Origin of the sequence: Crocinitomix catalasitica ATCC 23190 (assembly GCF_000621625.1) — a bacterium.
In the GTDB taxonomy this organism is placed as follows: domain Bacteria; phylum Bacteroidota; class Bacteroidia; order Flavobacteriales_D; family Crocinitomicaceae; genus Crocinitomix; species Crocinitomix catalasitica.
On sequence record NZ_JHXV01000011.1, the window covers coordinates 57499 to 80680 of the forward strand.

The window sequence follows — 23182 nt, forward strand, 5'->3', positions numbered from 1 at the left end:
TCAAATGGCACATTACACATCTTAGATATGAAAAATTATTATTTACTCTGGTAATGCTGTATTTATTGTTAAGTCTAATGAAGATCCTGCTTCTGCAATTTTATCTCCTAGTGCTCTTAAATTTGTAACGGTAGTGTTAATTGGTCCACTTCCACCTGGCGTTTCTTGTGTTAAAGCAAAATCAAAAGGAACTGGAATTGCGTTTACATTTGTATTACATGTAGCGAATAATTCTTGTAATTCTTCATTCAATTTTTTATCAGACTTTTCAAGAATATCAGACAAACTTGTTCCTGATGTTGTTGCACCTGTAGTGCTTGTATAAGAACCGTTGTAAATATTTTGAATACCTTTAAAATTGGTAATGATATCACGGTGTGTATTGTCAGAAAAACAAGAATGTTCATCTTCTTGATCTTGGTTATCTAAAGCTGTGAAAATTCGTTCGCCTGCTAATTCTGATTTACCTAAAACACCCATTCCTGTTAGGATATTCCCCATAGAAACATCATCATCTTCAGCCATGAAAGCTGTACGGTAAGCACCACTTTCTTTCCATTCGTTCACCATTGAGTTTAAATCATCAACTAATATATCAGCACAAGCCAATAAGTATTGACCTCTTCTAGCTTGATTTTCGGCAGTACCTGTTCCATCAGTAATATAATCAGTATAAGGTCTGTTTCCTGGTGTTTTTAACGCTGTATTCGCATCATCTTGTCCCCATAAAAGGAATTCGATCGCGTGATAACCAATGCTGATGTTCTTTTCTCCACCTTCTTCATTTAGTGAGATAAGTAATTCTTTTGTGATTATAATATCAGTATCGTTGATGATTCCTGATGCATCAGCACCTTCAATATAATCAACATAACCTTCATCTAAAGGCCATGCATTTAAAGCGCCTTCTGGTCCGTCAGCGTCATCAATTGGTCCTCCAGAAAATCTGAATGCCTCACTTTGTCCATAAGGTTCACGTGCAGCTAACCACGCATTTTTTGCAGCTGTTAAATTGGCATCACTTGGGGCACTTACAAATGTTGTTAAAGCAGTTTGTAATTCAACTGTTTTCGTATAAGCATCCTGATAGTTTGCATAAACAATTGAAGCGTATGTTTCTTTAAATTCACTTTCAAGCGTATTTATTTTTTTCTTCTTACAAGCGGCTAATAAAAGTACAGCTGAAAGGATGAATATAATTCTAGAAATTTTCATTTTTGTTATTTAGATTGGTTTTAAAGAACGCAAATGTACGTTTGAGGGAACGCATTGACAATACCACAAAAAAGGTAAATACTAGAAATTAATTGTTAAGACCTGAGTCAATCAATAATTACGCGGTTCAAATACAATCTCATACTTAATCCCTTCTAAATCTTTAAAAAAAAGCGCATAATAATTCGAACCGTGTTGTGGATAATATTTGGGTGGATTTACAATTTCCGCGCCGGCTTCAATTATTTTCGGGTAAGCGTCATCCACCTCTTTTTTTGAATTCGCTTTAAATGCAATATGATGAATGGCTCCTGGTTTACGGCGGTGAATTTCGTCGTTTTTAAAAGCTTCTCGTGGCGAATTAATTCCGATGATCAGCAAGGGATGTACATATTCAATCACATCAAAATCGTGGGCATCGACACGGCCTTTTGATTTAAGAGCAAGATCAAAACCCAGAATGGCAAAGAATTTATCGTAAAAGGTTTCGGCTTTTTTTAAGTCACGAACTGTTATCTGGATATGATCAATTATTGGTTGCATATTTTTATCTTTGTACTGTACCTTGCTAAAATAAGCAAGGTTCATTATATCAACGCATTAAAAACAGAACAATATATGTCTAAATTTCAAGATTTAATCAATAGTGATCAACCTGTTTTAATCGACTTTTTTGCGACATGGTGTGGACCATGTCAAACTTTGGCGCCTATTATTAAAGACGTAAAGAAAAACTTTGGAGATGATTTAAAGGTCCTTAAAGTGGATATCGATAAAAATCAAAGCTTAGCTAGTAAGTTACAAATTAAGGGTGTACCGACGATGATTTTATATCAAAACGGTAAACAAGTTTGGCGACAATCTGGCGTTGTACCAGCAAGTCAATTAGAAGCTATAATTCGAGACAAAACGAAGTAAATTTAAAGAGAAGTATATTTCATACTCAATAACAAACGGATGAAAGTGGTAAGTACATTTAAATATTGCGGTGTTCTATTGGTTTTATTTGTTTTGGCTAGTTCCACTTCTAAATCTTCCGAATCGAAAAATGAAATATTACTTATCGGTAAATGGTATCATCAATATGGAGGCATACATACACATGCTAAAAGCAATTCTCCCTATCCTAGATGGTATGTTTTCAAACCAAATTCTCGAATCGAATTCTCTGGTTGCACTGATATGTGTGGATGCATGCGGTTAACTTTAAAGGGTAAATACAATTGGGTGAATGATAGTACAATATCAGTGCAATACAAACGCTCAAAAAAACATAAAGGGTCATTTAGCAAAATTAAATCCGTTGAAACAAATTTAATTCAGATCAAAAGGGTAAATAAAAATCAGCTTAAAATTACAAGCTTAAATTAAAAAAGAGCCGTTAACATTGCTGTTAAACGGCTCTTTTTGTTTCATCAAATTGGATAGATTAATTCCAACCTCCTCCTAATGCCTTATAGATATTGACCATTGCACTCATTTGTTTTTGCTTGGTTTCAATCAACTCAAATCGTGATTCAAGTGCATCTCTTTGTGTCATCAATACTTCCATATAATCAGCTCTTGCAGCGCTAAACAGGTTGTTCGATATTTCAATTGACTTCGTCAATGCTTCAACCTCTAAAGATTTTAAATCATAACTCTTTTCAAGATTATCAATATTTGACAATTCGTTCACAACCTCAATATAAGCAGTTAAAATACTGCGTTCGTATTCGTAAATAGCTTGTTGTTGCTTATTATTGGCCGAATAATAGGTTGCTTTTATCGCATTTCTATTAATCAATGGTGCTGCAATGTCACCGGCTAACGAATAGATGATTGATTCGGGTGAATCGACTAAAAACTTCGGATTAAAAGCTTGAAATCCAACACCAGCATTGATGCTTAATGAAGGATAGAAATTCGCTTTTGCGACCTTCACATCTAATTTAGCAGCAACCAACATCGCTTCTGCTTGGCGAATATCAGGTCTATTCTCTAGTAATTGTGTAGGAATACCACTTTGAATATCCGTTGGCATTAAATCGTTGAAGATGGCAGCATTGCGTTCAATCGGTTGCGGAAAACGACCTAAAAGAAAATTGATTCTATTCTCCGTTTCAATTATTTCTTGCTGAATTCTAAATTGCAATCCTTTTGTTTTGAGCACTTGCGCTTCGAATCTACGGACAGCTAATTCTGTTACTCTAGCGGCTTCCTTTTGCATCTCTACTATTTTATATGCATTGTTCTGTATTTCGATATTCTGTTGAATGATCAAAAGTTCATTGTCTAACGCTAATAATTCGTAATAGGTATGCGCAATTTCAGCAACTAATTGTGTCACCATAAAATTCTTCCCTTCAATAGAAGCGAGGTATCTATTCACTGCTGATTCTTTACCGTTTCTCAATTTGCGCCAAATATCAACCTCCCACGTCGCGAAAGCACCGATTTTATAATCTTGCAAAGGATCAGGCGTTTCAATTCCAGGTTTGATATCTGTATTCGCATCGTTTGCACCTTGACTGGTATATCGACCAACTTTATCAACACCACCAGCTGCTCCAATACCAACATTTGGCAAATATTCGCCTTTACGTGTTCTGATCTCGTTTTTTGAGACTTGAATTTCTTGTAAGGTGATATTCAATTCTTGGTTATTCGCTAATGCAGTATCGATAAGCGCGGTGAGGTAAGGATCGTTTAAAAAATCCTTCCATTGCACATTGGCACTATTGATTGTATCTGTATTACCACTAAAACTTGTCGGTGTGCTATCATCCAAAGTTTTATTCACTGCGGCTGGCGACACGCATGCAGAAAAACTTAAAGTCAATCCGATTATAGCTGCGCCTATATATTTCATTAATTTATTCTTTTTCATATTGAATCATATCTTCAGATAATGGAGAATCATCTTGATTTTTAATTAATTTTTTACCATGTGATAGGGTGGCAAAAATGTAGTATAACCCCGGGATGAGGACAACCCCAAAAATGGTCCCAAATAACATTCCACCTAAAGCAGATCCCCCAATTGTTTTATTACCAATTTCACCAGCTCCATGCGCAAAAACCAAAGGAATCAATCCTGCGATAAAAGCGAACGAAGTCATTAAAATAGGTCTAAAACGAACTTTTGCGCCTTCAATTGCGGATTCATAAATAGTCATACCTTCTCGATTTTTTTGAACGGCAAACTCAACAATTAACACCGCATTTTTCCCTAATAATCCGACCAGCATAATCAGTCCAACCTGGGCATAAACGTCGTTGGCAAGTCCCATAAACTTAAGAAGTACAAAAGATCCAAAAACACCAACTGGTAATGAAAGGACAACAGCCAATGGCAATAAGAAACTTTCATATTGTGCCGCTAAGACAAGGTAAACGAAAATCAATACCACCAAAAAGATGTATAATGCTTCATTTCCTCTACGAGATTCATCATAAGACAAGCCTTCCCAAGCAATATCGTATCCATTTGGCAAGGTTAATTCGGCCACTTCATTAATAGCTTGAATGGCATCTGCAGTTGTATAACCTTCTGCCGGAAGCCCTCGAATGGAGGCTGAATTGTACATGTTAAAACGTGTGATTTCATTTGGTCCTTGTGTTTTTTTCATATGCATAAATGCAGAGTAAGGCACCATTTCACCTTCTTCATTTTTGATGAATAATTTCATTACATCAGAAGGCATCCTTCTGAATTCAGGTCCTGATTGTACATACACTTTAAAGAAACGTCCAAAACGAATAAAACCTTGTTCGTATGTACTACCAATTAAAATATCAAGGTTATCCATGGCTTTACCAATACTAACCCCTTTTTGCATGGCTGCTTTATTGTCAATTTCTAATTCGAATTGTGGATAATTCGCCGCAAAGAAGGTGAACAAGCCACTCAGTTCTTTCCGTTCTTTCAATGCATTCATAAAATCTTGATTGATCTTATCGAATTCTTGATAATCGGTTGTTGGGTTCTTGTCCAATAATCGCATAGAGAATCCACTTGAAGAACCAAATCCAGGAACTGCTGGAGGTTCGAAATATTCGATAATCGCACCAAAATCTTTTGTCTTTTCTTCTAATTCTTCCATTATCTCGTGAACAGATTGATCACGTTCAGACCAAGGTTTTAAATTGATCAAGCAAGTTCCTGCATTCGAACCTCGACCTTCGGTCATGATTTCATAACCTGCCAAAGAAGAAACTGATTCTACTCCTTCAATCTCCTCACAAACGATTCTTAATTTTTGAGAAACTTGATTCGTTTTCTCCAATGTCGAACCTGGAGGTGTTTGAACAATCGCATAAATAGTTCCTTGATCCTCACTTGGAATAAATCCGCCTGGTAGACTTTTACTTTGGAAGAAAATTCCAATACCAAATCCTAATAGAATAATGAATGTGAGTAATCTTCGATTTACGATCAGTTTCAAAATCTTCACATAACGATTCGTTAATTTATCAAATTGATTATTGAACTTACCTAAGAACCAAGAAATTGGTGTTTTTCGTTTAGGTTTACCATGGTTGTTTTTCAAGAAAATAGCACATAACACTGGTGTTAATGTTAAGGCAACGACAGCAGAAAGAATAATTGAACTAGCCATTGTTATCGAAAATTGTCGATAGAATGTTCCAACCGGTCCAGACATAAAAGCAATCGGAACGAAAACAGAAACCATCACCGCTGTAATGGCGATGATCGCACCACTTATTTCAGACATCACAACTTTTACGGCTTGGTAAGGATTCAATCCCGTTTCTTCCATTTTAGCATGAACCGCTTCCACCACAACAATGGCATCATCCACCACAATACCGATGGCGAGCACCAGCGCGAACAATGTGATGAGGTTGATTGATAATCCAAAAATCTGCATGATAAAAAAGGCTCCAATTAATGATACTGGAACGGCAATAATCGGAATGATTGTAGATCTTAAATCGCCCAAGAAAATAAAAACAACCAAGGCCACAAGAATAAAAGCATCCCTTAAAGTATGCGTTACTTGCTCGATTGAGGCATCTAAGAATTTAGAAACATCATAACTAATTTTATAATCTACACCTGGAGGGAAATTTTCTTTCATCTCTTCCAGTTTCTCTTTTACATTATCAATTACTTCGGTAGCATTACTGCCAAAGGCTTGCTTTAATACAATGGAGGCAGAAGGATGACCATTTAGATTCGAATAAATATCAAAGAACTCACTACCCAATTCTACTTCGGCAATGTCTTTTAATAAGATGTTTTCACCTTCGGCATTCGCGCGAATAATAACATCTTCGTATTCTTCTGCTTTATTCAACCGACCTTTATACGTCAATACATATTCGAGTGATTGCGCTTCAATTCCAGAACTTTGACCCAAACGTCCCGGTCTACCCACAATACTTTGTTGATCTAAAGCTTCCATTACCTCTTCAGAGGAAATATTATACGCCCTCATTCGATCAGGATTTAGCCAAACACGCATAGCGTATTTTCTACTTCCTAAAATTTGTGCTCTTGCTACACCAGGTGTTCTATTAATTTCTGGAATCATTTGCACATCGGCAAAGTTGTACAAGAACTTTTCATCCAGCGAATTATCTGTGCTATAGAGGTTGACATACATCAACATACTTGGTTGAATAGGCATAATAATTACACCTTCACGTTGCACTAATTCAGGCAATAAAGGCATTACCCTATCAACACGGGTTTTTACACCAATAACAGCTTGATTGGGGTCAGTGCCAGGTTCAAAAACCACTTGTAAAGTAGCTTCACCAGCACTTGTCGCATCCGTTGTCATATAACGCATGCCCTCAACACCATTTATTGAGTTTTCAAGGGTAATTAAGGTAGATTTTACCAAAACATCAGCACTTGAACCAGGGTATGCAATGAAAATACTAACAGTAGTAGGAGCAATCTGCGGAAATTGCGCAGTAGGTAATTGTTTTATCGATAAGGTTCCGACAAACACCATAACAATGGAGATGACGATAGCCAATACCGGTCTATGTATAATTTTTCTAAACATTTTCTAAGATTTTTGAATGAATTAAACTATTCAGAATACAATCCTAAGTTCGATAATACAGAATTCGGTGACTGAAACTCATAGTCAATTTTAAGACCTGCTTTTACTTTTCTTAATCCATCTAAAAGTATTTTATCATCCTTGTTTAAACCGCTTTCAACAATGTATATATGTTGAATTTCGTCGGCAATTTTGATTTGTCTTGCTTGCAAAACATCGTTTTCATCCAAGACAAAAACATATTTATGCTCAAGAATCTCATAAGTTGCAATTTGAGGAATCACAAGGGCGTTTTTCATCGGCGTTTCAACCAATACGCTTCCTGTTTCGCCATGTCTTAAAAGACCATTCGGATTTGGGAATGTTGCTCTAAATGCGATATTACCAGTTTCGTTATTAAAGTCCGCTTCAATTGTTTCAACACGACCGGCAAAATCAAACATTTTACCATTAGCCATGCGCAAAGAGACGATTAAAATACTATCCTTGCTCAGCTTTGTTTGATAATCCAAATATTCCGATTCGGACACATTAAAATAGACCCACATTTTACTATTGTCAGAGAAGTTGGTTAGTAAATCACCTTCATCAATCAAACTACCTTCTCGAACAAGAAAACGGTCAATGATACCGTCAAAAGGAGCGCGAATTTCTGTGAAATCTAAATGCACTTGTGCTAAAGCCAATTCTGCTTTTGCTTTGTCTAATTTAGCCTCAGCCATTGCCAATTCGTTTGGCGCAACAACATTATTGTCAGCTAGTTTTTTGGTGTTTTGATATTCTATTTCTGCGAATTTAACTTCGGCTTGTGCCTTCTGTTTTTCAGCCTCATAAAGCTTCGGCATAATTTGGAAAATTATCTGTCCTTTTTTAACAAATTGACCTTCGTCTACATAAATTTTTTGCAGGTAACCATGTTCCTGTGCGCGCAATTCAATATGCTGAATTGAATGTATTTGTGAGACATATTGTTTAACTAAAAAAGTATCGAGTAATACGGGATTGGTGACCAAAAACTTGGTATCAATTTCGTGTGATTTTTCGTGTTCTGATTTACAGCTAAATGTTGTAAACAAAGCGATTAAACCAATGCAAGCGAGCATTTTTTTCATAATTATTTTACTTAATTCCCGATATAAATCGGCTGTTATGATATTGATTGTTTATTTTGAATTGGGCAAAATTGAATGCACATATTCGATTACTGAAAGACAAAGTCTTCGAAAAAAAATAACGCTAGAAAAGCGTCAGGACTAACAATCGTAAATTGTTAGTTATAAGAAGGTATCATATTCTGAAAACGCGCAGTAAGAGATGTCTTCTGCAAGCGGGAGTCGCATTATAATGCGCTATTTCATCGTTACATTTTACAGGCGCTTGCGCATCAATTAAAAATGGACGATGATTAATATCAAGTGAAGGTAAAAAATTATTCTTCTGAAAACCAGGTTTCTTTTTGACTACTTTGTCTTCATCTAATTCTAACTCTGTAGCGTCATATCCAAAATCACGAATATAAGAGGCAGAATGCGCTGATTTAAACTCAAGTTCGTTGGTATGAAAAATAGGGTGATGTTGAATTGATGTGCCAACTGATTCAATAGATTGATTTTCAGTAACCGCAAACGAATTTGCAGACACCAAACTTAATCCACCAACAAAGAGTAGACTAAAACATATAAAATATTTTAGCGCCATTTTAACCATCGGGTGCAAAGCTATATAAAGTTTATTGGTATATGTTGATTTGAAAACTTATAATTTTGTTAATTTTTACAAAATGACAACTGTAAATGGGTAAATTGCAGCTTAAATTTAAACGTTCGTGCAATCATTTTAAAAGCAATTACGTTTAAACAAAAAACCACGCTAATTCATGTTACAAAAAACGATATTACTTATTGCAGTTTGCCTTCAGTTCAATTCATGGACACAATCAGTAGATAATGCTTTGGTTGGATTTTACATTTACGAAACGGCACAAGAAGGAAAAAGCAAGAAAGGGGAGGAAAAATTAATTCCTGATGCAATTATTAGTTTGGACGCATACGGTTACAGTGAAAAATCGACAATTGTTAGTGATGAGATGATTTATTGTGAAAAATATGGAGGACTTTTTTCTAGTTATAAAGACAGTTTAATTTTGACATTTTATGTGTTCAAGGATAATTGTAAAAATGGTGGTAACGATCCTAAAGTTGAATTTGCTCAACAGGTGATTGAAGGTTATTCAATTCGAAGAAAAGGAGATGCTGTAGATGCTATTATCTTTAGAGAAGATGGTGTTGAAAAAATCTATAAAAAAGTAGGTGCACCAAAATAAAAAGGTGGATTTACACGTTCAATACCCTTTTTTCAACTTGAACAATGAGTTTTAATTGGGCTGGGTGTTTCAGTAAATTCAATGGATAAGCGTATAATTCGAATGATACCAATATTCAAAAAGTATAAAAATTCTGACAAAGCTGCAATTCTTGCAATTTTAGCGAAAAATACGCCCGAATATTTCCATCCGGACGAAGCAACTGATCTTAATAATTATTTAGATAATGAAATTGAAGACTATTTTATAGTTGAAGTCAATGGAAAAATAATTGGTTCGGGAGGCATAAATTATTTTAGCGCTGCGAGTTTAGCCAGAATATCTTGGGATGTGATTGATCCAAATTTTCATGGACAAGGATGGGGAAAAAAATTAATTGAACATCGCATAAGCTGGATCAAAGAAAAGGCTCCAGAAATTCAAAAAATTGAAGTTCGCACGACACAATTGACGCATAAATTCTACGAGAAAATGGGCTTCGAATTAATTAAAACAGAACAGAATTTCTGGGCGGAAGGATTCGATTTATATCAAATGGAAATGCAATTGTCTTAATAAAGACGGAGGTTAATTAAGATCGAGATCGTTAGATAAATAGGACTGAATCATTAATAGGTTTTTAATAATGCCTATTTTTCCAAATAAACCAAGAACATTATGCTAGTAAAAAAGAATACGACTTTCCGTGGAATTATGGCTTTTACAGGTCATCATTTGGTATGGTTAACTCTGTGGGCGTTAATTGTCGTTTGCTTGTATGAATTTTCATTCATGCGTGGATTCACAATTCCTTGGTTGCCCTTATCAGTTATAGGTACAGCTGTCGCATTTTATGTCGGTTTTAAGAATAATCAGTCTTATGATAGACTTTGGGAAGCCAGAAAAATTTGGGGAAGTATTATTAACAGCAGTCGAAGTTGGGGTTTAATGATCAGGAGTCTAATCGTGAGCGAATCGGATGAGCAGCCTCAGAATGAAGAAGAGTTAAAAGCTATTCATAAAAAATTGATAAATCGCCATATTGCTTGGTTGTATGCTTTGCGTTCTCAATTATTATTGTCTACAGAATGGGAGCATGTAAATTTAAGAGGAAGTTTTGGGCGTTTCGCTAGACGTAGTCGAAAGACAATTGGCGTCGGATTGTTTAATGACGAAGCATCCGAAGACAATTTAAAACGATACCTTCAGGAAGACGAGTATGAAAAGTTGATTAATTTTAAAAATACCGCAACACAAATTATCGATAAACAAGCGCAAGACATAGCTGCTTTAAGAAAAAAAGGCTGTGTCAGTGATCTGGATCATGTCGAATTGCAAGAGGTGTTGCGAGAATTCTATAATTTTCAAGGAATGGCCGAAAGAATTAAGAAATTCCCTTTGCCTCGACAATATGCCAATATGAGTTTTATTTTCGTTTGCTTATTTGTATTCATGTTACCATTTGGTGTTGTTACTGAATTTGCAAAATTAGGAGATTGGGGCAGTTGGTTTTCTATTCCTTTTATCGTAATCATCGGTTGGGTTTATGTTGTAATGGAACTTGTTGGTGATTATTCTGAAAATCCTTTTGAGGGACTCTACAATGACATTCCAATGTTGTCCATTTGCAGAGTGATAGAAATTGATTTATTAGAAATGATAGGAGAAACCGATTTGCCTGATGCAATCGAAGCAAAGAACGGGGTTTTGATGTAGTTATTTATGATAAGTAGGTGAATTCAATTTAATAGTATTCCATAAGTTATATTTGTAAGTCTAGTCTTTGTACGATAGACCATTTTTAATCATGATTTTTCAAAAACAGATTTGTCTCTATATTGCTTTACTCTTTTCGGCAGCCATTTGGTCGAATGAAACTGAGTTGGATAGTCTTAAACGTCAATATCATTCAGCGTCAGAAGATAAAATTATTTCAAGTGCATATGATTTAAGTCATTGGTATATTGGACGAGATTCGATACTGGCGAATGATTATTTACAATTGGCAATGGAGTTGTCAAAGAAAACGAATAATGTGCATGGCGTGATGCGTGGGAATCTAGAATATGCATATTTACAAACAACTTATGGACAACCCCATTTAGCAATTGAAACAGTTTTTAACTTGCTCAAACAAACGCCAAAATTCACTTTGTCAGACAGCATTCGTTTTGTTGATATTTTATCAATATCGCTTGAAAAATTAGGTGTTTTGGACCTTGCTATAAATTACAGAAAAGAGCATTTAGACTTAATAAGTGGTGGCGAAAAAAAGCAAGTCTACTATACAATTGAGAATTTAGCTTATTTAAATACTACGGTCGAATTGTATGATTCGGCGAATTATTATTACAATAAAGCGCTTAAAATTGCAATCGAGTTGAAGGATCCATCTTTACTCATGCATTGTAACAACAATATTGCTCACAACCTAAAAATGCAAGGTCAAGATCATGAGGCTTTAAAAAAATATGAAAATGCGATTGAATTTTATACGGCGCTAGAATCACCTAATCAAACAGACAGTTTATTGTTTGCTATAATACTCGGTAATATTGGAAGCCTCGAACTCAGTCTTGGCAAGATGCATGCGGCACAAGAGAATTTGGAGGCGAGTACGAATTTAATTTATGATTTAAACAGACAAGGCAATCATGACAGTTTACATTTTGGTTTTTACCAAATAAAATATGCGGAACTGGAGATTGAATTGGGAAACTTTAAGGCCGCGGAAAATAAATTATTATTGGCATTCAATAATTTACAACATGCTCCAAATTTATTAGTTGACTATTATCGCGTACTGATTCATTTATATGAAAAAACGAATCGAACTGACAAAGCGAGTCAGGCATTAAAAAGACTTGTTTTAGTTCGTGACCGAATTGAGCAACAAAAAATGGTAGCGAACTTTGGTATAAATGGATTAGTTAAATTTCAGTTAGAAAATCTAAAAACGAGTTATCAATTATTATCCGAATCTGTAGCGAGAGAAAAAGCTTCAAGAAAAGTAAGTACAAGATTGTTAATATTGGTGTATTCACTATTGTTCATTATAGTTTTGATTTTATTTTTAATTTATAGAGCTAAACAAAAAAAGAAAACTGAGCTATTAGGTGTCGAAAAAAACAAGGTTGAAAAACGGTTGGCAGTTAAGTCCAAAGAAAGTTCACAATTATCAATTAAGTTGGATAATAAAGACAATGACCTCACTGATTTCGCAATAGACCTTCGTCGTAAGCAGTCTTTTAATAAGGATTTATTGAATAGACTGACTAATCTAAGTTCATCCAATCAAATAGAGATTGATTTAAAAGCGTTAATTTCTGATGTGCGATCAGAGCTGTTTATCGATAAGAATTTGAAATTTTATCAGGAGAATATTGATAAAATTAATCATGAATTTAAAATGAAATTGTTGCAATTATATCCAAGCTTAACACAAAATGAACAGCAGTTATGTGCGATGTTAAGATTAGGTTTAACAACTAAAGAAATTGCAACTGTTAAAGGAATTTCACCTGCATCTGTGAAAGTTTTGCGCCATAGAATTCGAAAAAAAATGCATTTGAAGGCTGAAAGTAATTTAGTTGATTTGTTAAAATCGGTAAGTTAAACAATTGTAAATAAAGAGTTTAGAATCATAGTTAACCTATTGTTACCCTCTTTAATCATCTAAACACTAATCATCTTACCTATTTTCGAGAATGTTGCTCAACAGACATGAAAGTTTTGTTGATTGCATTTAAGTATAAATTAATTTAAGTAATGAAAAGATGAAAAGAATTTACAATCAATTTAACCTGCTCTGTTTAATTTTCGGAGTAGGTATGGTGTTTCAATCGAATGCGCAAACAGGGATGCATTTTGATGGTATCGATGATTTTGTTTCAGTGCCAAATGCGTCTTCAATGATCGCAGACTCTTCAGAAATAGCTTTGTCGTTTTGGGTTTATCCAGAAAATGTGGATGCAGGATGGCCAGATTTTGATGGCTTTGCTGGGTTCAGAAATAATACAGATGCTGATTTCTATGTAATGCACTTAGGAGGAACAGATGTTGAAGCTAGGTTTCGTAATGAAGCGGGCACAACATACGATATTTCTTATGGAGGACTGGTTTTAAATGAATGGAACCATTTTGTTTTTGTCTATGACGGTGCCAACACGATTCTTTACCACAATGGAATAAATGTGACAAGTGGGGAAGCATCTGGAATAATTTCTTCAAGTACAACTTCATTAGATATAGGAAGAATGTATTTTACAACCGAAGAGAACAGTTTTTATCTACAAGGTAAATTAGATCATGTTGGACTTTGGAATACTGCTATATCTGAGGAAAATGTTGTCGCTCTTTATGAAGATTTATGTGATTATGATTTGTCCCTAGAGGAATTAGTATTGTGCTATGAATTTACAGAAGGAAGAATTGATAGTGATAATACTGAATTAGAAGGGGCAATTGACAGCAAAGGAAATATTGACGGGGATTACTTTAATCTTGAATTAGACGGTTCAATATCGAATTATACAGATGGAATTACAGGGGCTAAAACCTCTTTTATTTCGGAGAGATTTTGTGACTTTTATACCGTTCCTAGTGGAGATGAAACTTATGTGACTGCTGGTACATATTTGGATACCTTAACAAGTGTTTCTGGTTGCGACAGTCTTATTACTATTGAGCTAAGATCAGATGCTACACACGCTGGAATTTCAATACTGACATGTGGAACCTATACTGTTCCAAGTGGCGATGAATCTTATGATGAAGAAGGAACTTATATGGATACTATTCCAAATACAATGGGTTGTGATAGTATTCTAGTTATCAATCTTAGATTCAATACTAGTTATGCGACAATAGATGAAATGGCTTGTTTTTCTTATACTGTTCCAAGTGGTGATGAAACTTACACGGAAACTGCTGTTGTACATGATACAATATTGAATGTTTTAGGATGTGATAGTATATTGACAATTAATTTAACTATTAATGAGTTTGATGTCTTGATTACGCAAGAAGAGGATACGTTGACAGCTGTATCGGATGAAGGAACATATCAATGGATGGACTGCGTTACGGATGAGATTATTATTGGTGCGACAGAACAAAGTTTTACACCAGAAGTGAATGGTGAATATGCTTTGATTTTAACAATCGATGGTTGTTCTGATACCTCTATCTGTAATACAGTTACAATTTCAAATGTTGGTTTGAATGACCTTCCGTTTGAGGACGTTGTAATTTATCCAAATCCCGTAAATGATAGGTTGACGGTTAATTTAGGCACTATTTTATCTACTGTTAATATTAGTGTGTCTAACATAGCCGGTCAAATCATTAATGAAGAGATATATCACGATACCAATCTGATTAATCTTTCTTTTGATGGCCAAACGAGAGGAATATACTTCATGACTATAACGGCGAATAATAAAGTTAAAACGATTAAAGTAATCAAAGAATAAGCATTTCAATTTTACTTTAAAAGCCGTTCAATATTTTACAATTGAACGGCTTTTTTATTAAGGCATTAATATTTAATTTATTGCAAGTGTTTGATTATAAGTTAAAAAGAATATATAATATTTCGATTTAAGCAAGACGATTGCCGATTTAGTTCAAATATGTAGGCGTTATTCTATTGTTAACGAATAAACTGTATCCCTGAAAACAGGTATACTTAAAAAAATTAACATTTGAAAAGCAACCAATCTTCTTTAGGATTCGTAGAGTTGGCAACTCGATATTTCTTCTGTTCAAATACGACAATTTGATTGGGGGAATTTTTTAAATAATTAAATGAAATTAAACTACTTAACTTATGAGATTAAATTTTAGGAACAACTTGCGACTCTTGATGGTGCCGGGGGCATTATTATTGAGTGCCGCCTCATGGGGGCAATGTGAAGATGAAGATCTTGATGCTTTAACCCTAACAATTTCTGACGACGAAATTTGTGTAGGAAGTGAATTAACCTTGACAGCGGTGTCTTTAAATGGTGGAACGATCACTTGGGATAACGATCTCTTGAATGGAGAGCCTTATATAACTGAAACAGCAGGAGAAATAGTTTTTACTGCAACAAGTGATAGTGAAGACGATTGTGCTTCAGAAGTAACAATTATCGTTCATGCATTACCAGAGGTTAGTATTTTAGGAGATGCTTCTATTTGTGCTGGTGCTTCTGTAACGCTTGAAGGTGAAGGTGCATTGGTGTACACTTGGGAAGGTGAAGTTGTTGACGGTGTACCATTTACTCCAGAACTTACAGCTACATACGAAGTATCAGGTGTTGATGCAAATGGTTGTACAAACACAGCTGAATTAGAGGTTGTTGTTAATGCCTTACCAGAAGTTGAAGCGACTGCAGATTTTACAGAAATTTGTGCAGGAGAATCAATCGTTTTAACTGGTTCTGGCGCAGATACATATGCTTGGGACAACGAAGTTGTTGATGGAGAATCATTTGCTCCGGAAGCGTCAGGGACTTATACAGTTACTGGAACGGATAGAGCAGAATGTGAAAATACTGCGACAATAGAAATCACGGTAAATGCATTGCCAGCAATTGAAATTACTGCAGATGTAATGGAAATTTGTAATGGTGAGTCAGTAACATTAACTGCTGTAGGTGAAGGAACTATCACTTGGTCAGGAGATGTTGTAGATGGCGAAGCATTTACACCAAGAGAAACGGCTACTTATGAAGTAACTACTATTGGTGAGAATGATTGTGAAAATACTGCGACAATTGAAATAGTAGTAAACGAAATTCCAAGAATCGGAATCACTGGAGAAGATGCTATTTGTTTAGGTGAAGGATTAACGTTATCAGGAACAGGAGCTACAACTTATACTTGGGACGGTGGTGTTGTTAACGGTGAGGAATTTTTCCCGACTGAGACTACAACTTACGAAGTAACAGGAGAAGATGAAAATGGATGTGAAAATACATCAACAATAGAAGTTGCTGTAAATGCTTTGCCAGTAGTTGAAGCATCTGCAGATTTAACAGAGATTTGTGCTGAAGAAGAGATTGTTTTGACAGGATCAGGCGCAGATACTTATACTTGGGATAACGGTGCAGTTGATGGAGAAGCTTTTACATTGTCTGAAACAACAACATTTACAGTTACTGGTGAAGATCGTAACGGTTGTGTAGATACTGAAACAATTGAAATTACAGTAAATGCATTACCGTTATTAACAATCACTGCTGATAATGAAGCGTTATGTAATGGTGAATCAGTAACATTAACAGCTGCCGGTGAAGGAACAATTACTTGGTCTGGTGATGTTGTAGATGGTGAAGCATTTACACCAGAAGCAACAGCTACTTATGAAGTAACAACTATAGGAGATGATGGATGTGAAAATACAGCGACAATTGAAATAGTAGTAAACGAAATTCCAAGAATCGGAATTACAGGAGAAGATGCTATTTGTTTAGGTGAAGGATTGACTTTATCAGGAACAGGAGCTACAACTTATACTTGGGACGGTGGTGTTGTTAACGGTGAGGAATTTTTCCCGACTGAGACAGCTACTTATGAAGTAATAGGAGAAGATGAAAATGGATGTGAAAATACAACAACAATTGAAGTTGTAGTAAATGCATTACCAGTAGTTGAAGCTGCTGCAGATTTAATAGAAATTTGTGCTGAAGAAGAGATCGTTTTGACAGGATCAGGAGCAGATACTTATACTTGGGATAATGCTGCAGTTGATGGAGAAGCTTTTACATTGTCTGAAACAACAACATTTACAGTTACTGGTGAAGACCGTAACGGTTGTGTAGATACTGAAACAATTGAAATCACAGTGAATGAATTACCAGCAATTGGAATAACTGCTGATATCACTGAATTTTGTATTGGTGGTTCTGTTGTATTAACAGCAACTGATGCTGTTGATTTTACATGGGCTGGTGATGTAGTTGATGGAGAATCTTTTTCACCGGAAGCAACAGCAACTTACGAAGTAATGACAACTGGAGATAATGGATGTGAAAATACAGCGACAATTGAAATCATTGTAAATGCATTACCAGAAGTTGTTATTTTAGGTGAATCTGCGATTTGTATCGGAGACGAATTAACATTGACAGCTTCAGGAGCTGAAGATTATACTTGGGAAGGTGAAGTAGTTGATGGAGAATCTTTTTCACCAGAAGCAACAGCATCTTATACAGTTTCAGGAGTTGATGAAAATGGTTGTATCAATACAGCTACTTTAGAAGTTGTTGTAAACGAATTACCAATCGTTACAGCTGCTGCAGATGTAGAAGAAATTTGTATTGAAGGATCTGTCATCTTGACTGGTTCAGGTGCTGATACTTATACTTGGGATAATGATGTAGTGAACGGTGTTTCATTCTCTCCTGAAAGATCAGGAACTTATACAGTTACTGGTGTTGACCGTAACGGTTGTGAAGCTTCAGCTAGAATTGATATTACTGTGAATGCATTACCTGAAATAGCTATTACTGCTGACGAAGACGAAATTTGTTTTGGAGAATCAGTTACATTAACTGCAGCTGGTGAAGGAACAATTACTTGGGCTGGAGATGTTGTTGATGGAATGGCATTTTCGCCAGAAGTAACAGGAACTTACGAAGTAGCTACTATTGATGAAAATGGATGTGAAAATTCAACTACTATTGAAATCATTGTAAATGAATTACCTATTGTAACGATTGCTGGAGATGAGACTGTTTGTCTTGGAAACGTTGCGTTTTTAGGTGGTGAAGGAGCTGTTTCTTACAGTTGGTCAGGCGGTATCTTTGATAGAGTAGGATTCTCACCGGATGAAACTAGATCTTATACAGTAACTGGTATTGACGAAAATGGTTGTACTAATTCTGCAACAAGAGAACTAGTAGTATTTGAAAAGCCAGTTGTTGTTGCAACGGCAGAAGATACTAAAGTTTGTCTTGGTGATGAGGTTTCATTAATGGGAACTGGTGCTGAGGTTTATACTTGGGAAGGTGATGTAGTTGATGGTGAAGGATTCGTTTCTACTGAAATGGGTATTTTAACTTATACTGTTACTGGAACAGATGCTAATGGTTGTACTAATATGTCTACAATTGACATTGAAACTAAAGATTCAATTCAAATTATTTCTGCAGTTACAAATGAATTTTTTGGAGATGACGCTGAGATTAACATCGCAGTATTTGGTGGATATGGTGCATATGTATACGATTGGGATAATGATGGAACAGGAGATTTTGATGATTCTCAAGATTTAGTAGGATTAGCTGGTGGAATCTTTTCTGTAGTTGTTCGTGATGAAGAAGGTTGTGAAGGTGAGCATACAGTTGTAATTGAAAGTCAATTGAGTGTTGATGGACAAGAAATTAATACTGTTGAAATTTTCCCTAACCCAACTACTGACTTTATTACAGTGAAAGCTGAAGGTCAATTTTCATATGAAATTACAACTAGCAATGGTCAAATAATTTTAAATGGAAACACTGTTGATACAGAAATGATTTCAATGAGTGATTTTGCTGATGGAATCTATTTTGTAAAAGTGACTTCGAATGAAGGAGCAAACACAATTTCAAAAGTGATTAAAAAATAAGTATACAAAAGGCTGGCGAAAGCTAGCCTTTTAATGTTTTGAATAATACGCCGGTCATGGAAACATGATCGGCGTATTTGTTTTTTAGGTCACGATAGACCGCTTAAAAAACGCGTAGTATATAGATAGTCCAAAAAGGAATAAATATGTCTTAGGATATCGCTTAAGTATCAATAAATAGAATTAACAAGTACTTATAATATTAATTAAATGCTGAATGGTTCTCATTTCATTCGAACCTGCTGGTGGTAAAACCGTAATAGTAGAATAATCTACACTTGAGTTAAGTTCTGGTTTCAGTGGTACTTCTTTAATCATACTATCTGCCTTAATTTTAAGGCCATATCGTCAGCATAATTTTCGAAAAAGTCAAGGAAACTAAAGTATTCACTATTCTATCATTGATTTCGTGAATTTTTATTTTTTAAAGACCAGTTTCATCATTAATTCGACTTGATGTCGCAGTGAAGTAATTTCCTTATCCAAAATAACACGTACCTTATAAAACCATAAGTTTTTCGATTAAACATAATGCTTTTCTAAAAGGCATAAGTATTCCTTAAGTTATCGCATAAGTACCAAATAACTAGAATTAAAAAGTACTTAAAATTTAATTAAATGTTGAATGGTTCTCATTTCATTCGAACCTGCAGGTGGTAAAACGGCAATAGTAGGATGATATGCACCTGAGTTAAGTTCCGGTTTTAGTGTAACTTCTTTAATCATACCATTAGCCTTAATTTTTAATACCATATCGTCTGCATTACTTTCGAAAAAGTCAAGGAAACTACAGTATTCACTTGGTATACCATTGATTTCGTGAATTTCTATTTTTTTAAGACCGGTCTCATCATTAATTCGACTTGATGTCGTAGTGAAGTATTTCCCTTTTGCAAGATAACGCATACCTCTAAAACCATAAGTATATCGATTGTAACTTATACTATCTTCCGACTCTTCTATTCGAATATTTAAGTCCGAAAACAGGCTATCTAATGGTACATCTTCCTTTCCTACAATACAAGCGTATAATGCCGGCCTAATCGCTTCGAATTTACTAGATAATTCTTCCAATAAAAGCGCATCATCAAAAGGTTTGTCTTTGCCATACTTTCGCAGTAAATAAGTTAGCAAAGTTGAAATATTATTCTCTCCATTACTTTCCATTGTTATTAAGTAATCAATATAGAAACCGACTAGCGCACCCTTGTCATAATAGTTACCAAAATAATCTTGACTTTTTTTACTTAGAATATTTTGACTTGCATCTAACATTGAATGTTTTTTGTAGTATAAAGTGCTTTTATCTTTGTTTTTCAGCATCATAAAAAACTCCTCTTTATTCATTAGGCCAGCAGCTAAATTGTTTTTATAAGCCAAGTATTCTGTTACCCCTTCATACAGCCATAGGTGACCAGAAAATATTTTGGGATCATAAAAATTATAAGGAGAGATAAGATTACTCGTTAAGTTCATCGGTGTAAGGACATGATAGAATTCATGTGCTACGGTTTCTGATACCAAGTCCACAAGTCCTGTTGTGTCTGTATAAAAACTGTATACGGAAGATGATTTATGCTCTAAAGCACCTTGCATTAAGCCGTTGGAGTATTCGAAGCAAAACAAGAAACAGTATTTGTTTGGTAAGTAACTATTTAAGAGTTCGTTTTGTGCAGCTTCAGTTACGATTGTTTTTATTTCATCGGCGAAATAGGCGGCATTAACGATTTCGTTTTCTGAATAAACAGCAATTTGCACCTGCATATTGTTTACCTGAAATTCTATTAAATCATTTTCTTTAAAAGTAGTATACAAAAAAGGACTGTCAACCAATTGGTCGTAAGTCTCTGCTTTTATGATATCAATTTCATTTTTTGCTTCTACTTCAAGTGCTCCAATTCCTTGGCGATCACCTTTTTTAACATGAATTTTATACGCACTTTCTTGTAGTCCTTCGAAATAGCCCACTATTGCATGGAAATTTAGGAGATAATAAGAAGAATCATTAAAATTAGTGCCGGCAGGTTTAAATATTCCGACTGACAACGGACTTATTTGGTGTGTTTGTTTTGCCGTGTATTCAATTTGCTTAATTCCACTTGGATTTTTGAGAATAAAAGCATTTGTTTTTTTCTGCTTAGGAATTAATTTTGATCCATCTTTATACGTGACTTCTACATTGTATATAAATTGACCAAAATTATTCTCTTCGTACATACCAGGTATAATGGAAGGAAAGATGAGCATATTGTTTTCATCAGATAACTCGTCAATTTGATGTATGACTTTTAGTTCACCATAACTTTGACTAGTTAAGTCGATATGAACGTTGTTGCTTTGACCAAAAATAAAAAAAGGAAAGCATAAAAATGCGAAGGATATAAATTTAAAAAACATTGATTTTGGGTTAGTTTTGGGTAATACTTAACCAAATATACCGTCTAAATGTCAATGATCAATAGGAATTTAGATGAACCCATTGTATTTGTAGCTCAAATTGGTTTTTCCATAGAAATGTGACGAATTTGTGCTTTATTAATCCATGTTTATTGTTCTTTTCGGCTAAATACGAACTGTACACGTCTATTTTGCATTCGATTTTCTTCCGAATCATTCGGTTTTCTTGGATTAGATTCACCCAATGATTCAGTTTCTATTTGTAGATCATCCACTTTAAGTTTCAACAAGGTGTTTTTTAGTGTTATTGCCCTATTTTTACCGACATTATAATTATTGCCGTTAGAACCAAGGTCGCATGTATGACCAATAATGTGTACAATTAAATCGTCATGTTGCTTCAAAATATTAGCCACTTCTTGCGTTACTTTATCTTCATTCTTTGAGTTAATTTGGGCAGCAGAATTCAATTCGAACACAATCAATTTATCTGTCATTTCAAAACTTCTATTTAACGAGTCTATATTCAATTGATTAGGTTTAATTGCTGAAACCATAGGGTTAACATCTTCCGCTTTTTGCTGTGCTTTTGGTGCTACCGAATCTATTTCTACAATACGATTTTCTTCTCTTTCAGGTGCGATTTGATGTGGTGCAACCTCGTCAATCATCGACTCTTCTTGATCCTCTATTATTTCTGATGATTCGTCAATTGGTATAATAGGAGTTTCAGAATTTTGTGGCTGTTTTCTGCACAATTTGATTCCAATCATAATTTCATGCGATCCACTTGACAATCCTGCCAATTGATTTCCTCCAAAACCGTAGCCGTATGCAATTTTAAATTTACCTTTCAGATTTAAATCAACCATTCCGATCACACCATAGGACGTTCTATAAATACTACCTAAGCCAAAAATATTTTTCCATTCAGCATGCAATCCAATATCGAATTGATGACCGATAAAATCAGCATTTTTATATAATAAAGAAGGTGTTACAATCCAATTATTCGTTTTAATTACATCAATTGATCCGTGTAAATTATAATGTTGTACTAATTTATAGTCATCATACCCATCATTCGAATAAGTCGTTAAACCACGTGAATATATTTGAGGGACAGATAAGCCAATTCGTATCCGTGGCTTCGTAAATAAAATGCCAGCATCGGAAGTAAAACCCAAGTCAGATTGATTCGCAAATAATAGTGAATTATCAGTATAATCTGTCGCAATGGCATCTGAAAAAGCAAAACTTTGTTGAATCATTCCAGCCGATATACCAAGACTTAAATTGGCGTCTTCAGACAACCTGATATGGTAAGCATAGGTTAATTTGGCATTAAAACTCTGCAATAAACCAGCTTGCTCCATGCGTGCATCTATCCCAATACCATGTGCACCAAATACTCTTCCATCAAGTGTTAGTGCATTTCTAACTGGACTATCATTAATGCCAACCCATTGATTTCTGTGATTTATATAAGCCGAAAAACAATCTTCCAATCCTGCTGCTGCTGGATTAATTAAATATTGATTTTGATTATACAATGTATTTAAACTGCTCTGCTGTGTTTTTGCTGTGATTGAAAGTATTACCATCATCACTGTTGCGAATTGCTTAATAATTTTCATAATCTCTTAT

The 23182-nt window shown here is 34.9% G+C and carries 16 protein-coding genes; 8 read left to right on the plus strand and 8 right to left on the minus strand.

Annotation, left to right across the window (positions count from 1 at the left end; genetic code table 11):
- Positions 1-42: 42 nt before the first annotated feature.
- Positions 43-1215 carry an imelysin family protein gene (locus tag T367_RS0108885; RefSeq protein WP_027419533.1) on the minus strand — a complete coding sequence of 391 codons (1173 nt, stop codon included), beginning with the start codon at positions 1213-1215 and terminating at the stop codon, positions 43-45.
- 111 nt (positions 1216-1326) lie between these two features.
- Positions 1327-1758, minus strand: coding sequence for a VOC family protein (locus tag T367_RS0108890; protein ID WP_027419534.1), 432 nt, complete (start codon positions 1756-1758; stop codon positions 1327-1329).
- A gap of 75 nt (positions 1759-1833) precedes the next feature.
- On the opposite strand from T367_RS0108890, the gene trxA reads away from it, so the two are divergent.
- Complete coding sequence (gene trxA, locus T367_RS0108895) at positions 1834-2133, plus strand: thioredoxin (RefSeq protein WP_027419535.1); 300 nt, start codon at positions 1834-1836, stop codon at positions 2131-2133.
- Between the two features lie 39 nt (positions 2134-2172).
- On the plus strand, positions 2173-2586 hold the full coding sequence (locus T367_RS0108900) for a hypothetical protein (protein WP_027419536.1): 414 nt from the start codon (positions 2173-2175) through the stop codon (positions 2584-2586).
- A 58-nt stretch (positions 2587-2644) separates the two neighbouring features.
- Here T367_RS0108900 and T367_RS0108905 read toward each other — a convergent pair whose 3' ends face one another.
- The 4 genes from T367_RS0108905 to T367_RS0108920 all read right to left on the minus strand — a co-directional run bounded on the left by T367_RS0108905 (position 2645) and on the right by T367_RS0108920 (position 8936).
- A complete protein-coding gene (locus T367_RS0108905; protein ID WP_027419537.1) occupies positions 2645-4084 on the minus strand; it encodes a TolC family protein in 1440 nt (479 codons plus the stop codon).
- On the minus strand, positions 4071-7238 hold the full coding sequence (locus tag T367_RS0108910) for an efflux RND transporter permease subunit (RefSeq protein WP_027419538.1): 3168 nt from the start codon (positions 7236-7238) through the stop codon (positions 4071-4073). The genes T367_RS0108905 and T367_RS0108910 overlap by 14 nt, the downstream gene beginning before the upstream one ends.
- Positions 7239-7264: 26 nt before the next feature.
- A complete protein-coding gene (locus tag T367_RS0108915) occupies positions 7265-8350 on the minus strand; it encodes an efflux RND transporter periplasmic adaptor subunit (RefSeq protein WP_027419539.1) in 1086 nt (361 codons plus the stop codon).
- Between the two features lie 175 nt (positions 8351-8525).
- Positions 8526-8936, minus strand: coding sequence for a hypothetical protein (locus T367_RS0108920; protein WP_157454177.1), 411 nt, complete (start codon positions 8934-8936; stop codon positions 8526-8528).
- 178 nt (positions 8937-9114) lie between these two features.
- On the opposite strand from T367_RS0108920, the gene T367_RS0108925 reads away from it, so the two are divergent.
- From T367_RS0108925 to T367_RS0108950, 6 genes are all read left to right on the plus strand, one after another.
- Entirely contained in the window at positions 9115-9561 is a 447-nt protein-coding gene (locus T367_RS0108925; protein WP_027419541.1) for a hypothetical protein, read from the plus strand.
- A gap of 81 nt (positions 9562-9642) precedes the next feature.
- Positions 9643-10116 carry a GNAT family N-acetyltransferase gene (locus T367_RS0108930; RefSeq protein WP_245593035.1) on the plus strand — a complete coding sequence of 158 codons (474 nt, stop codon included), beginning with the start codon at positions 9643-9645 and terminating at the stop codon, positions 10114-10116.
- Positions 10117-10218: 102 nt separating this feature from the next.
- Positions 10219-11256 carry a bestrophin family protein gene (locus T367_RS0108935; protein ID WP_027419543.1) on the plus strand — a complete coding sequence of 346 codons (1038 nt, stop codon included), beginning with the start codon at positions 10219-10221 and terminating at the stop codon, positions 11254-11256.
- A gap of 91 nt (positions 11257-11347) precedes the next feature.
- Positions 11348-13156 (plus strand): tetratricopeptide repeat protein, encoded by a 1809-nt coding sequence (locus T367_RS0108940; protein WP_027419544.1) that lies wholly within the window; start codon positions 11348-11350, stop codon positions 13154-13156.
- A 160-nt stretch (positions 13157-13316) separates the two neighbouring features.
- A complete protein-coding gene (locus tag T367_RS0108945) occupies positions 13317-15014 on the plus strand; it encodes a LamG-like jellyroll fold domain-containing protein (protein WP_027419545.1) in 1698 nt (565 codons plus the stop codon).
- A gap of 356 nt (positions 15015-15370) precedes the next feature.
- Positions 15371-19138: a T9SS type A sorting domain-containing protein gene (locus tag T367_RS0108950; RefSeq protein WP_084274357.1), complete on the plus strand. Its 3768-nt coding sequence runs from the start codon at positions 15371-15373 to the stop codon at positions 19136-19138.
- 603 nt (positions 19139-19741) lie between these two features.
- On the opposite strand, the gene T367_RS0108955 is transcribed toward T367_RS0108950, so the two are convergent.
- Together T367_RS0108955 and T367_RS0108960 are read right to left on the minus strand one after the other, a co-directional pair.
- Entirely contained in the window at positions 19742-21535 is a 1794-nt protein-coding gene (locus tag T367_RS0108955) for a M61 family metallopeptidase (protein ID WP_027419547.1), read from the minus strand.
- Positions 21536-21684: 149 nt separating this feature from the next.
- Positions 21685-23172 (minus strand): PorP/SprF family type IX secretion system membrane protein, encoded by a 1488-nt coding sequence (locus T367_RS0108960; RefSeq protein WP_027419548.1) that lies wholly within the window; start codon positions 23170-23172, stop codon positions 21685-21687.
- Between the last annotated feature and the right edge of the window lie 10 nt (positions 23173-23182).